At 33.2% G+C, this 13607-nt stretch carries 12 protein-coding genes and 1 pseudogene; all 13 read left to right on the top strand.

The annotated features are described in order from the left end of the window. Positions 1-699: pseudogene (locus CI949_RS09925) on the top strand (DNA mismatch repair protein MutS); the annotation flags it as partial. Positions 700-724: 25 nt separating this feature from the next. Beyond that, entirely contained in the window at positions 725-2287 is a 1563-nt protein-coding gene (locus tag CI949_RS09930) for a lysine 5,6-aminomutase subunit alpha (protein ID WP_290765842.1), read from the top strand. Positions 2288-2331: 44 nt separating this feature from the next. Beyond that, a complete protein-coding gene (locus CI949_RS09935; protein WP_290765845.1) occupies positions 2332-3060 on the top strand; it encodes an OAM dimerization domain-containing protein in 729 nt (242 codons plus the stop codon). Between the two features lie 116 nt (positions 3061-3176). Further along, positions 3177-4631, top strand: a complete 1455-nt coding sequence (gene nhaC / locus CI949_RS09940) for a Na+/H+ antiporter NhaC (RefSeq protein ID WP_290765847.1) — start codon at positions 3177-3179, stop codon at positions 4629-4631. A 155-nt stretch (positions 4632-4786) separates the two neighbouring features. Beyond that, complete coding sequence (locus CI949_RS09945) at positions 4787-5176, top strand: hotdog domain-containing protein (protein WP_290765850.1); 390 nt, start codon at positions 4787-4789, stop codon at positions 5174-5176. A gap of 12 nt (positions 5177-5188) precedes the next feature. Then, positions 5189-6001 carry a 3-keto-5-aminohexanoate cleavage protein gene (locus CI949_RS09950; protein WP_014553704.1) on the top strand — a complete coding sequence of 271 codons (813 nt, stop codon included), beginning with the start codon at positions 5189-5191 and terminating at the stop codon, positions 5999-6001. A 23-nt stretch (positions 6002-6024) separates the two neighbouring features. After that, complete coding sequence (gene atoD, locus CI949_RS09955; RefSeq protein WP_014553703.1) at positions 6025-6678, top strand: acetate CoA-transferase subunit alpha; 654 nt, start codon at positions 6025-6027, stop codon at positions 6676-6678. A gap of 2 nt (positions 6679-6680) precedes the next feature. Further along, positions 6681-7343 (top strand): 3-oxoacid CoA-transferase subunit B, encoded by a 663-nt coding sequence (locus tag CI949_RS09960; RefSeq protein ID WP_290765862.1) that lies wholly within the window; start codon positions 6681-6683, stop codon positions 7341-7343. A gap of 35 nt (positions 7344-7378) precedes the next feature. Then, complete coding sequence (nhaC, locus tag CI949_RS09965) at positions 7379-8797, top strand: Na+/H+ antiporter NhaC (protein WP_290765865.1); 1419 nt, start codon at positions 7379-7381, stop codon at positions 8795-8797. Positions 8798-8831: 34 nt separating this feature from the next. Beyond that, complete coding sequence (gene ablA, locus CI949_RS09970) at positions 8832-10091, top strand: lysine 2,3-aminomutase (protein ID WP_290765869.1); 1260 nt, start codon at positions 8832-8834, stop codon at positions 10089-10091. A gap of 44 nt (positions 10092-10135) precedes the next feature. Beyond that, positions 10136-11317, top strand: a complete 1182-nt coding sequence (locus tag CI949_RS09975; RefSeq protein ID WP_290765873.1) for an acetyl-CoA C-acetyltransferase — start codon at positions 10136-10138, stop codon at positions 11315-11317. Between the two features lie 181 nt (positions 11318-11498). Next, a complete protein-coding gene (locus tag CI949_RS09980; RefSeq protein WP_290765876.1) occupies positions 11499-12698 on the top strand; it encodes a M20 family metallopeptidase in 1200 nt (399 codons plus the stop codon). Positions 12699-12720: 22 nt separating this feature from the next. Continuing rightward, positions 12721-13566 (top strand): 3-hydroxybutyryl-CoA dehydrogenase, encoded by an 846-nt coding sequence (locus CI949_RS09985; RefSeq protein WP_290765879.1) that lies wholly within the window; start codon positions 12721-12723, stop codon positions 13564-13566. Positions 13567-13607: the final 41 nt, after the last annotated feature.

The following is a 13607-nucleotide window of genomic DNA, read 5'->3' on the forward strand; positions in this document are numbered from 1 at the left end:
ATTTCTATTAAAGATGGAAGACATATTTTAATGGAAAAAGAGTTAGCAAAAAAAGGAATGGATTTTACTCCGATTGATTTAGAAATTAAAGAAGGGGCGACTCTGATAACTGGTCCTAATATGGGTGGTAAAACAGTTAGTCTAAAATTAATTGCTTTGCTTACAGCAATGGCCCAACATGCTTTGTTTGTTCCAGCAACTAGTTTTAAATTTAATCTTCGCAATTATATATACTTTAGTCTTACTTCAGATAATATAAAGACAGGATTAAGTAAATTTGGAACTGAAATTAGCAATTTAAAAACTGTAATTGAATCTGCTGATAATAATGGTTTGATTTTAATTGATGAAATTGCACATGGAACTAATCCAGCTGAAGGTTATGCTATTGCTTATGGAATTATTAATAAATTAGATAAAATGAAATCAATTTCTGTAATAACTACTCACTATCAGAGGTTAGCAGACCAACTTGAAATAACTCATTTTCAAGTTAAAGGTCTTGATAAAGATCTATTGTCCCATTATCACAACTATATTAAAGAAAATGGTATAGATGTTTTGAATAAATGTATGGATTATCATTTAAAAAAGGTTGAGACAGGGAGTGAATTTCCCCAAGATGCAATTCAAATTGCAGATATATTGGGCTTTGATGCTGAAATTTTAAGAACAGCAAAAGAAATTATGAAGAAATAAAGATTCATTGGAGGGATTAAAAATAATGGCTAAAGAAATGTTAAATCTTGATAAAAATAAGATAAAAAAAGCAAGAGATGCAGCTCACGAAATTACTATGAATATTCAGAAGGAAATTGATTTAAATACTACTACTAGTGTTGAAAGAACTGTGGCCAGACTTTTTGGTATCGATGGGGTGAATTCTGAAGATATTCCATTAGCTAATGTTTTAGTTGATCAATTAAATGAAGCAGATGAACTTAATCGAGGTCTAGCTTTTTGGTTAGGTAATGCAATGGCTTATCATGAATTAAGTGCTCAAGAAGTAGCGGAAGAAGTTGCTAAAGGAAGCTTTAAATTAACAGAAATCCCACTTCAAGCTGAAGCAGAAGTTAAAGAGCTAATTGATGATAAAGCTAAAGAAATGATTGAGTTAATCAAGAAAAATCGTCAAGATAGAGATGATTATCTTGAAAGATTAGGAGAAGGTTCTACTCCTCAAAAATATGTAATTGTAGCAACTGGTAATATTTATGAAGATATTGAACAAGCTAAATCAGCTGCTAGACAGGGTGCTGATATTGTAGCAGTTATTAGAACAACAGGACAAAGTCTATTAGATTATGTTCCTTATGGTCCTACTACTGAAGGTTTCGGTGGTACATATGCTACTCAAGAAAACTTCAAAATTATGAGAAAAGCTTTAGATGAAGTTGGAGAAGAAGTAGGTAGATATATTAAGTTAGTTAACTATTGTTCTGGACTATGTATGCCAGAAATAGCAGCTATGGGAGCAATTGAGCGCCTAGATATGATGTTAAATGATGCTATGTATGGAATTTTATTTAGAGATATTAATATGAATCGTACTTTTGTTGATCAATATTTCTCTAGAATGATTAATGCTTTTGCTGGAGTAATTATTAATACAGGAGAAGATAATTATTTAACAACAGCTGATGCATTTGAACAGGGTCATACAGTATTAGCTTCTGACTTTATTAATGAGCAGATGGGATTACAGGCTGGGTTAACAGAAGAGCAATTAGGTTTAGGTCATGCTTTTGAGATGAATCCGGATATAACAAATGGATTTTTATATGAGTTAGCCCAAGCACAAATGATTAGACAGATTTTCCCTAACTCTCCTTTAAAGTATATGCCACCAACTAAGTATATGACTGGAGATATTTTTAAAGGTCACTTACAAGATGGCCTATTTAACTTAGCTTCTGTGATGACTGATCAAGGTATTCAACTTTTAGGAATGTTAACTGAAGCAATCCATACTCCATTTTTAAGTGAAAGAGCTTTAGCACTTGAAAATGCTGAATATGTAATGAATAATGCCCGTGATTTGGGAGATGAAATAGAATTTAAAGAAGATGGAATTATTCAAACAAGAGCTAAAAATGTTTTAGATGAAGTTGTAGAAATGCTTGAAGATGTAAACAATAAAGGCTTAAAAACAGCTATTGAAGAAGGCAATTTTGCTGATGTTAAGAGACCTATTGATGGTGGTAAAGGAGCAGATGGAGTAATTAAGAAAAGTAATGATTATTACAACCCATTCCTTGAAATGATGAAAGCTGAACTAAGTAAATAAAATAAATTATTAGATTAAAAGAGGTGTTATAAGTGGAACTGGATATGAAAAAGATTAAACCTTATGGTGATACGCTAAATGATGGAAAAATTCAAATGAGTTTTACTCTGCCACTTCCTGCAAGTGCTGAGGCAAAAGAGGCAGCTAAAAGATTAGGAGAAAAAATGGGATTAACTGATATAGAGGTCCCTCATATGAAAGATCTTCATGATTTTTCTTTCTTTGTAATTTATGGTAGTTTAGAACATACTGTAAATTTTGAAGAAATTGAAATTCCAAAAGTTAATGAAGAAGTTATGACTTATTATGAAATCAATGACTATATTGAAGAAAATATAGGTAGAAATATTGTAGTTGTTGGTGCTTGTACAGGTACTGATGCTCATACTGTGGGCCTTGATGCCATAATGAATATGAAAGGTTATGCAGGAGAATATGGTTTAGAAAGATATCCTAAAATTGATGCTTATAATTTGGGAAGTCAAGTTCCAAATGAAGAGCTAATTGCTAAAGCTATAGAATTAAATGCTGATGCGATTTTAGTTTCTCAAGTTGTAACCCAAAAGAATATTCATATTAAAAATATGACTGAATTAATTGAATTAGCTGAAGCTGAAAATATTAGAGAAAAAATGCTAATTGCAGCTGGAGGACCAAGAATTGATCATGAACTTGCAACTGAGTTAGGATTTGATGCTGGATTTGGTCAAGGATCTTTACCACCAGATGTAGCAACATTTTTAGCTAAAAGAATAGCCAAAAGAAATAAATAAGAAAGGGGGCGAAATAGTAGAAAGTAAAAGCTTAAATTATTAGCGAGCAAATGAGTATTAAAAAAGGTTAGTGATTATAAGTTAAAATTAAATATTAAAATCCTAGGGGGATGCAAATGTCGAAAACTAAGCTTGATAATGTAGAGGAGAAGAAAGTACCGAGTTTTTCAAGTGTTATATTTGTATTTTTGTATTTAATTGTTACAATGGGAATTTCTGTCTTATGGCTTGAAATACCAATTCATATTACTTTAGTTTCTGCTGCTATTGTAACTACTATAGTGGCAATGATGCAGGGTTATTCTTGGAAAGAAATACAGGCTGCTATTTTACACGGATGTAGTATTGCAATGCTGCCAATGTTGATTTTGATGATCATTGGAGCTATTATTGGGGCCTGGATTTCTGCTGGTACAATTCAGACTATTATTTATTATGGTTTACAGTTAATTAGTCCCAGGTGGTTTTTAGTAGCAGCGGCTTTAATGTGTTCTATAACTTCACTTGCTACTGGAAGTGCTTGGACGACTTCTGGAACAATTGGAGTTGCTTTAATGGGGATTGGAGCTGGTCTGGGAGTTCCAGCTGGAATGACTGCAGGAGCTGTAGTTTCTGGATCGTATTTTGGAGATAAAATGTCTCCTTTATCTGATTCAACAAATCTAGCAGCAGCAGTAGCTGAGGCTGATTTGTTTGAACATATTAAACATATGATTTATACAGTTGGTCCAGGTTTAGCCTTATCTTTACTTGCTTATGCTGTTTTAGGGGCTCGTTTTGGGGGAGAAACTTTAGATCCTCAACAAATGGCAGTGATCAATGAAACTTTAACAGGTCTTAACCAAAATTTTAATTTGAGTTTATGGTTATTAATTCCACCTGTTGCAGTAATTATTATGGCAGTTAAAAAAGTTCCTGCTCTTGCCTCACTGATTATCTCAGCTTTAATGGGGGGAGTCTTTGCTTTGATTTTTCAAGGAGCTTCAATCCATGAGATTACTCAAGCAATGAATTGGGGTTTTGTTTCTGAAACCGGAATTGAATCAGTTGATGCATTATTAAGTCGTGGTGGAATGCAGAGTATGATGTGGACTGTTTCCTTAGGATTTATCGCCCTTTCATTTGGCGGTATTTTAGAAAAAACTTATATGTTAGAAGTAATATTAAATAAAATAGAGCCATTAATTAAAACTACTGGCAGTTTAGTCTTAACTACACTACTTGGTAGTTTAGCTACTAATTTTTCAATGGCTAGTCAGTATATGGCAATTATTATTCCAGGTAGAATGCTTGCTCCAGCTTACAAAAGGTTGAATCTTAAAACCAAAAACTTATCTCGGGCTCTAGAAGATGGTGGTACTGTTTTTGCTCCTCTAGTTCCTTGGAGTTTGTCAGGAGCCTTTTCCGCTGGTGTTTTAGGAATTTCTACTATTGAATATGTCCCTTATGCATTTTTGTGTTTCTTTGTTCCTGTAATTTCAGCAATTTATGGGATGACAGGATTTACAATGGAATATGAAGATGAAAATCAAGACAAAATAGACAATAATTCAGAAATAAAGGCTAAATAGTTAGCTATGAAAGTTGATTGATAATTAAAAAGTCAGTAAAATTAAATTATTTTTTGAAAATGAATTTTGCTGACTTTTATTAAAATTCTTAGTTATATTTACTAAGGTAATTATTTATAAATTAATAAAAATTATTATTTAAAGGAGAATGTCAAATGAGTGAAGCACTAATTAGAATGAGAATGAGTTCAGCCGATGCACATTATGGTGGAGGTTTAGTTGATGGAGCCAAAATGTTAGAACTTTTTGGTGATGTTGCAACAGAATTATTAATTCGTCAAGATGGTGATGAAGGTTTATTTCTTACATATGATAGTGTAGAATTTACAGCACCAGTATTTGAGGGAGATTATATAGAAGCAGTTGGTAAAATTGTTGAACTTGGAAATAGTTCTAGAAAAATGGAATTTGAAGCAAGAAAAGTTATTAGTTCTCCCCAAGCAGAAGGATTACCAGATTCAGCAAGAGACGTTTTAGAAGAGCCAATTGTAGTAGTAAAAGCAAAAGGCATTTGTGTAGTTCCTAAAGATAAGCAAAGAAATTAGGAGGTTTTAATAATGGAAAAATTAATTATTACTGCTGCTTTAACTGGAGCAGAAGTTACTCAAGATATTCAGCCTAATTTACCAATTACAGCTGAAGAAATTGCAATTGAAGCAGAAAAGGCATATGAAGCTGGAGCTGCAATCGTACATGTTCATGCTAGAGAAGAAGATGGTTCTCCAACTCAAGCTAAAGAAGCTTATCAAGAAATTAAAGAAAAAATTGAAGCAAGATGTCCTGTTATTTTTCAGCCATCTACTGGAGGAGCTACTTGGCATACAGCTGAAGAACGTTTACAGCCAGTTGAATTATCTCCTGAAATGGCAACATTAAGTACTGGAACTTGTAATTTTGGTGAAGATGTTTTTATGAATACTCAAGAATATATGATTAAATTCGCTAAAAAAATGAAAGAAAAAGGTGTTAAGCCAGAAATTGAAGTTTTTGAAGCTGGTATGATTGCTAATGCTCAATATTTAGTTAAAAAAGGCTTAATTGATACACCACTTCATTTTGATTTTGTACTTGGTGTTCCAGGTGCAATGCCTGCTTCAGCTAGAAATTTAGTTTATATGGCTGAAACCATTCCTGCTGGTTCAACTTGGACAGTAGCTGGTATTGGTAGACATGAAACTCCTTTAGCAATGATGGCTATTGCAATGGGTGGTCATGTTCGAGTAGGTTTTGAAGATAATATTTATTATAAAAAAGGTGAGTTAGCAAAAAGTAATGCTCAATTAGTTGAAAGGATTGCAAGAATGGCTGCTGAAGCCGGTAGAGAAGTTGCAACACCTGATGAAGCAAGAAAAATTTTAAGTATTAAATAATTAATATTGGAGGCGTTTTTCGAATGAGTAAAATTATTTCTTTAGAAGATGCAGCAGCAAAAGTTGAGGCTGGAGATCGGGTAATGGTTGGAGGCTTTTTGGCCTGTGGTTCCCCGGAAGAAATTTTGGCTAAAGTTTTAGAAAACGATGTTGATAATTTAACTATTATTGCTAATGATACCTCCTTTCCAGATAAAGGTATTGGTCAACTAGTAGCTTCTGGAAATGTTAAAAAAGTTATTGCTAGTCATATTGGAACTAATCCAGAAACTGGTAAAAAGATGCATGATGGATCTATGGAAGTTGAATTAGTACCACAAGGTACCCTGGCTGAGAGAATTAGAATTGGAGGGGCTGGACTGGGTGGATTTTTAACTCCTACTGGAGTTGGAACAATAGTTGAAGAAGGTAAAAAAGTTATAGAATCTGAAGGTCAAGAATACTTACTTGAATTACCTTTAAAAGCTGATGTAGCTTTAGTTAAAGCTTGGAAAGCAGATAAAAAAGGTAATTTAGTTTATAGAAAAAGTGCTAGAAACTTTAATCCTCTAATCGCTAAAGCATGTGAAACAGTTATTGTAGAAGCTGAAGAAATTGTAGAAGTAGGAGAGCTTGATCCAGATCATGTTGTGACTCCTTCAATTTTTGTGGATTATATAGTTAGGGGTGAAAATTAATCATGGATATTAAAGAGAAAAAACAAATTATAGTTAAAAGAATTGCTCAAAGCTTAGAAGATGGTGATGTTGTCAACCTGGGAATAGGGATGCCTACTTTAGTAGCAAACTATGTTCCAGAAGATATAGATATTACTTTACAGTCTGAAAATGGTTTTCTTGGCTTAGGACCTAAGCCTGAAGAAGGTAAAGAAGATAAAGATCTGACAAATGCTGGTGGACAACCAGTGACTATTAAAGAAGGGGGTGTATTTTTCGATAGTGCAGAATCCTTTGCTATCATCAGAGGTGGTCATGTTGATAAAACAGTTCTAGGTGCCTTACAAGTTGACGCTCAAGGTAATTTAGCTAACTGGATGATCCCAAATAAAATTGTACCTGGAATGGGTGGAGCAATGGACCTTGTAGTAGGAGCTAAAGATGTTATTATTGCTACTCTACAAACAACTAAAAAAGGCAATTCCAAGATTTTATCTGAGTGTACTTTACCTTTAACTGCTAAAAAACAGGTTGATTATATTGTAACAGAAATGGGCTTTTATAAATTAGAAGCTAGTAAATTAATTTTAACTGAAATTAATCCTGATTATACAGTAGAAGAGGTAAAAAATGCTACTGATGCTGAATTAATAATATCTGAAAATCTTAAAAAAATGAGTATCTAAAAAGTATCTAAATTAAATTAAGGAGAGGTAAAATAATGTCTAATAAAACAAAAAGAGATCCATATTTATGGGAAGCAATAATTCCTTTCTTAGCGATTATAATTTCTATCAGTTTAGCAATAGTGTTCTTTGGTTCTGAACCTCATATAGCTCTATTTATTGGTACAATTGTTGCATCAATTATAGCTTTAAATTGCGGATATAAATGGCAAGAAATAGAAGATGGTATGAAACAAGGAATTCATAACTCTCTGCAAGCCGTTATTATTTTAATGATTATTGGTATAATTATTGGTATTTGGATTTCAGCTGGTGTAGTTCCGACGATGATATATTATGGTCTTAAAATATTAAGTCCAACTTACTTTTTAGTTGCGACCGCTATTATTTGTGCTATAACTTCTTTGGGAACAGGTAGTTCTTGGACAACAGTTGGTACTGTTGGTATCGCTATGATGGCTATTGGTCAGGGCTTAGGGATTCCATTACCAGTAGTTGCAGGTTCTATTATTTCCGGGGCCTGGTTTGGAGATAAGGTTTCACCACTTTCGGATACTACAAATTTGGCTCCAGCTATGGCAGGTGCAAAACTTTATGATCATATTAAACATATGTTATATACCACAAGTGTTGGTTTTGGCATAACTCTAGTGATTTTTACTGTTTTAGGTTTTAAATATGGTGGAGGAGCTGCTGACATGGGTCAAGTTAGCACCTTATTACAGGGTTTATCTGGATCTTTTAATATTAATTTATTGCTGTTACTACCACCAATAATAGTAATTGCTTTAGCAGTAAAGAAAGTACCTGCAATTCCAGCATTAACAATTGGTGCGATTTTGGGAGCATTATTTGGGATTGTTTTTCAAGGAATCGGTTTTGGAGATATATTAAATGCTGGCTATGGAGGGTATGTTGCTAATACCGGGATGGATGCGGTAGATAGCCTACTTTCAAATGGTGGAGTTAGCTCTATGATGTACTCTATTTCAATTATTCTTTTAGCAATGATGTTTGGAGGAGTCATGGAAGAAACTAATCAATTAAAAATAATTGTAACTAGCCTATTAAGAAAACTTAAGAGTGATAACTCTTTAGTTGCTACTACAGTTCTTACTGGTATTTTCATGAATATTGCTCTTGCTGATGAATATATGTCTATAGTAATAACTGGGCGTACATATGCTCAAGCCTATAAAGATCGAGGCTTAAAAGCAAAAAATTTATCAAGAGCTTTAGAAGATGGAGCTACTCAGACATGTGCTTTGATACCTTGGAATACTAATGGTGCTTATGTTGCTGGAACTTTAGGTGTTGCTACTTTTGCTTATTTACCTTTTTGCTTCTTTAATTGGATTACACCAATTGTTTCAATAATCTTTGCATTATTAGGTATAACAATTGAACATGAAGATGATTATGTAGCAGAAGATGATAATCAAAAATTAGCATAACTTATAAATTATTTGATAAAGGAGAGATTATATAATGTTAAATGCAAAAGCTGTTGGAAATGAAGAAGTTTACAAAATGTGGGATTGTACTAAAGAAGAATGGAATGACTGGAAATGGCAGGTAAAAAATAGAGTTACTGATTCAGAAGAATTAGCAAAACTTATCGATTTAGATGATGGAGAAAAAAAAGAAATTGAAGAAGTATTAGAAAAGTTTAGAATGGGAATTACTCCTTATTATGCAACTTTAATGGATGCTAATGATCCTAACTGTCCTGTTAGAATGCAGGCTGTACCAGATATTATGGAAACTCACTTAAGCGGTAGTGATATGGAAGATCCTCTACACGAAGATGGTGATTCTCCAGTTGATGGGATAACTCATCGTTACCCAGATAGAGTATTATTCTTAATTACAGATCAGTGTTCTATGTACTGTCGTCACTGTACCCGCAGAAGATTTGCTGGACAAAATGATTCTGGAGTACCTATGGAAAGAATTGACAAATGTTTAGAATATGTTAGAAATACACCTCAAGTTAGAGACGTATTACTTTCTGGAGGAGACTGTCTCTTAATTTCTGATGACAAATTAGAATATATCATTAAAGAATTATCTGAGATTGATCATGTAGAAGTTATTAGATTAGGTTCTAGAACTCCTGTTGTTATGCCTCAGAGAATTACAGATGATTTAGTTAATATGCTAAAGAAATATCATCCAATCTGGTTAAATACACACTTTAACCACCCAAAAGAAATCACTAAAGAAGCTGCAGAAGCTTGTGCAAAACTTGCCAATGCTGGTATTCCTTTAGGTAACCAAAGTGTATTACTGCGTGGGATTAATGATAGTTCAGAAGTTATGATGGATCTAGTACAAAAGCTTGTACAGATTAGAGTTCGTCCTTACTATATCTACCAGTGTGACTTATCAATGGGTATTGAGCACTTTAGAACAAATGTTTCTAAAGGTCTTGAAATTATGGAATCTTTAAGAGGACATACTTCTGGATTTTGTGTACCTACTTATGTTATTGATGCACCAGGTGGTGGTGGTAAGACTCCAGTAATGCCACAGTACTTAATTAGTATGTCACCAACTAAAGTTGTATTAAGAAACTATGAAGGAGTAATTACAACTTATACTGAACCACAGTATATTGAAACTGAAGAAGATGGACTAAAATATAAATCTGAAAAAGCTCGTGAACATGGTGGAGTTGCAGATTTATTAAGAGGTAAAGAAGTTAAGTCTTTAGAACCAACTGATATGAAAAGAAAAGAAAGATAAATAAATAGTTTTACAGTACTGGGTAAGTAAGAGGAGGCAATATAATGAAAAAAGTTGTTATTGTTGAAGCTTTGAGAACACCAATTGGTAAATTTGGCGGTAAATTAAAAAATATTTCTGCTGTTGATCTTGGTGCAAAAGTAATTAAAGCCGTTTTAGAAAAGACAAAGATTCCGAAAGAAGAAATTAATGAAGTTATTTTTGGTAATGTTTTACAAGCAGGACTCGGTCAAAATCCAGCTAGACAGGCAGCAATTAAAGCAGGTATCCCAGAAGAGGTACCTGCAGTAACTATTAACAAGGTTTGTGGTTCAGGTTTAAAAACTGTAAATCTTGCTGCTCAAGCAATTAAAGCTGGTGACGGTGATATTTATGTTGTTGGTGGAATGGAAAGTATGAGTCAGGCACCTTATGTGAACCAAAAGAACAGATGGGGAGCTAAAATGGGTAACTTTAAAATGGTTGATACAATGATCAATGATGGTCTATTCTGTGCATTTAATGAATATCATATGGGAATAACTGCTGAAAATGTTGCTGAAAAATGGAATCTTAGCCGAGAGGCACAAGATGAATTTTCTGCTATCAGTCAGCAAAGAGCAGAAAAAGCAATGGAAGAAGGTAGATTTCAAGACGAGATAGTTCCAGTTGAAATTCCTCAGCGTAGAGGAGAGAATGAAATTTTTTCTAAAGATGAGGGACCTCGTCAAGGAGTAACTAAAGAAAGTTTAGCTAACTTAAGCCCTGTTTTTAAAAAAGATGGTACTGTAACTGCAGGAAATGCTTCCGGAATTAATGATGGAGCAGCTGCATTAATAGTAATGTCAAAAGAAAAGGCAGAAAAATTAGGCTTAGAGATATTAGCTGAAATTGTATCTTATGCTTCTGCTGGAGTAGATCCTAAGATAATGGGAACAGGGCCGATCCCTGCAACTAGAAAAGCTTTATCAAAAATTAACCTTGGAATTGATGATCTTGATTTAATTGAGGCAAATGAGGCTTTTGCTTCTCAATCATTAGCAGTAATTGAAGAACTTAATTTGAATACAGATATTGTTAATGTTAATGGAGGTTCTATTGCTTTAGGTCATCCAATTGGAGCAAGTGGGGCTAGAATATTAATCACTTTACTATATGAAATGAAAAAAAGGAATTCTAAAACTGGTCTTGCTACTCTATGTATTGGTGGCGGACAGGGAGCAGCTACTGTAGTAAAGCGTAAATAACTTGTAAAGATTAATTGTTAAAGTAAACAATGATTAAGTACTTACAGCTTGAATAAAGTTATTAAATTCAGGCTGTAAGTTTATTTTAAATTTAGTTAACTATAGTGTTTTAATTATGCTCTCTCAAAATTGATCATTTAAAATTTAGTTGCTTTTATGAGAAATAAAGGAGTTAGAAATTATGATAGCAGATACTATTAATAGAAAAAATGTTGAGAAACTTTTGTCTGATTTGATTAAAATTCCAAGTCCTTTCTTTAGAGAAGATGAAGTAATGGAATATGTTCTTAAGTGGTTTAAAGATAAAGATTTACCTGCTGAAATACATAATTTTCATGAAAAAAAAGTTACTAACTTTGATGGGAAAAATATTGTAGGCAGTTTAAAAGGCGATGATGAAGGTCCTAAGGTTTTACTTAACGGTCATCTGGATACAGTTGAAATTTGCGAAGGATGGACTAAGGAGCCACTAGGTGCAGAAATTGAAGGAGATAAAATGTATGGAGTAGGATCTCTGGATATGAAAAGTGGATGTGTTGCTATTATGCTTGCATTTGAAGCGTTCTCAAAAAAAATTGATAATTTTAATGGGGAGGTTTTATACACATTAGTTAGTGATGAAGAAGGTCCATTTGGACTTGGAACAGATAATTTAATACTAGATGGTTATACAGATGACGTTGATGTAGCTATTGTGCCAGAACCCAGTTCTGGTTTTGCAGGAGAAAAATTTCCATGTTTATGTCTGGGAGCTCGTGGGGGTTGGAAATATAAAGTTAATGTCAAAGGTAAATCAGCACATGGTGCAAATCCAGAAAAAGGTATTAATGCAATAAGTGAAGCTTCAAAAATTCTTTTAGAAATAGAAAACTCAGATTTGCAAACACATGAAAAGCTAGGATCAGGGGCTATTTGTGTAATTGATGTTGATGGAGGAGGAGCGCCTTTATCTGTACCTGATAAATCATCTTTTTCGGTTTTTCGACATGTAACTATTGGAGAAGATAAATCATATATTCGCAAAGAATTTGAGGAAGCAGTAAAAAAAGCTGATATTAAAGGAAGTGCTACATTAGAATTTAGAGATGCTCCTCATAAAAATTGTGATGGCTTTTTGCCATATGTGGTTTCTGAAAGTAATCCATATACCCAATCTTTTAAAAAGAGTGTGCTTGATGTAACCGAATCTAAAGCTCAAATAGCATATTTTTCTAGTGTAGGTGACTTCAATTATCTTGGTTCAAGACTAAAAGTTCCAACTTTTGTGTTTGGTCCAAAAGGAGAAAATTATCATAGTGCAGATGAATATGTTGAGCTAAATACGGTAGTTAAAACTGCAGAAGTTATATATGATTATTTAGTAAGTATACTTGTTGATTAAATCTTTTAAAGGAGGATTTTAAATGTTTAAAAAAATTGGTGTTTTAGGTGCAGGAACAATGGGTAATGGTATCGCAAATGTTATATCAAAAAATGATATACAGGTTATAATGGTTGATATAGATAAAGATAATCTAGAAAAAGGATATCAAAGTATACAGAAAAGCTTTAATCGTTCAGTAAAAAAAGAAAGAATGACTGAATCTGAAAAGGAAGATGCTCTGAAGAAAATAACAATCTCAACTGAAATGGAATCTTTATCAGATGTTGATCTAGTAATTGAAGCAGCTGTAGAAAATTTAGAAACTAAAAAAGGTATATTTGCTAAATTGGACAAAATTGTTAAAGATGATTCTATTTTATCTACAAATACTTCAGCATTAAGTATTACAGAAATTGCAACTGTAACTGAAAGAAAAGATAAGGTTATTGGTATCCACTTTTTTAATCCTGTACCAATGATGAAACTTGTAGAGGTTATTAGGGCTGCAGAAACTTCAGATACTTGTTATAATAAAGTCAGTGAATTTATAAATTCAATTAATAAAGAAGCTGTAAAAGTTAATGAGGCCCCAGGCTTTGTAGTTAACAGAATTTTAATTCCTATGATTAACGAAGCTGTTTATATCTTACAGGAAAGTGTAGCTTCTGCTGAAGACATTGATCTGGCTATGAAGTTAGGAGCAAATCATCCAATCGGACCACTAGCTCTAGCAGATTTAATTGGTCTTGATGTTTGTCTTGCTATTATGGAAACTTTACATCAGGAATTGGGAGAAGACAAATATCGCCCCTGTCCATTACTGAGAAAAAAAGTTCGGGCAAAACAACTAGGTAGAAAAACTAATAGAGGTTTTTATAATTATTAAGTAAATATCAGCTGTTCAAAGATAATTGAACAGCTGATATA

This window comes from Halanaerobium sp., from assembly GCF_003070835.1.

What these genes read in the sequence shown, in the direction of transcription:
- CI949_RS09930 (WP_290765842.1), top strand. Translation starts at nt 725, where the DNA reads ATGGCTAAAGAAATGTTAAATCTTGATAAAAATAAGATAAAAAAAGCA.
- CI949_RS09935 (WP_290765845.1), top strand. Translation starts at nt 2,332, where the DNA reads ATGAAAAAGATTAAACCTTATGGTGATACGCTAAATGATGGAAAAATT.
- nhaC (WP_290765847.1), top strand. Translation starts at nt 3,177, where the DNA reads ATGTCGAAAACTAAGCTTGATAATGTAGAGGAGAAGAAAGTACCGAGT.
- CI949_RS09945 (WP_290765850.1), top strand. Translation starts at nt 4,787, where the DNA reads ATGAGTGAAGCACTAATTAGAATGAGAATGAGTTCAGCCGATGCACAT.
- CI949_RS09950 (WP_014553704.1), top strand. Translation starts at nt 5,189, where the DNA reads ATGGAAAAATTAATTATTACTGCTGCTTTAACTGGAGCAGAAGTTACT.
- atoD (WP_014553703.1), top strand. Translation starts at nt 6,025, where the DNA reads ATGAGTAAAATTATTTCTTTAGAAGATGCAGCAGCAAAAGTTGAGGCT.
- CI949_RS09960 (WP_290765862.1), top strand. Translation starts at nt 6,681, where the DNA reads ATGGATATTAAAGAGAAAAAACAAATTATAGTTAAAAGAATTGCTCAA.
- nhaC (WP_290765865.1), top strand. Translation starts at nt 7,379, where the DNA reads ATGTCTAATAAAACAAAAAGAGATCCATATTTATGGGAAGCAATAATT.
- ablA (WP_290765869.1), top strand. Translation starts at nt 8,832, where the DNA reads ATGTTAAATGCAAAAGCTGTTGGAAATGAAGAAGTTTACAAAATGTGG.
- CI949_RS09975 (WP_290765873.1), top strand. Translation starts at nt 10,136, where the DNA reads ATGAAAAAAGTTGTTATTGTTGAAGCTTTGAGAACACCAATTGGTAAA.
- CI949_RS09980 (WP_290765876.1), top strand. Translation starts at nt 11,499, where the DNA reads ATGATAGCAGATACTATTAATAGAAAAAATGTTGAGAAACTTTTGTCT.
- CI949_RS09985 (WP_290765879.1), top strand. Translation starts at nt 12,721, where the DNA reads ATGTTTAAAAAAATTGGTGTTTTAGGTGCAGGAACAATGGGTAATGGT.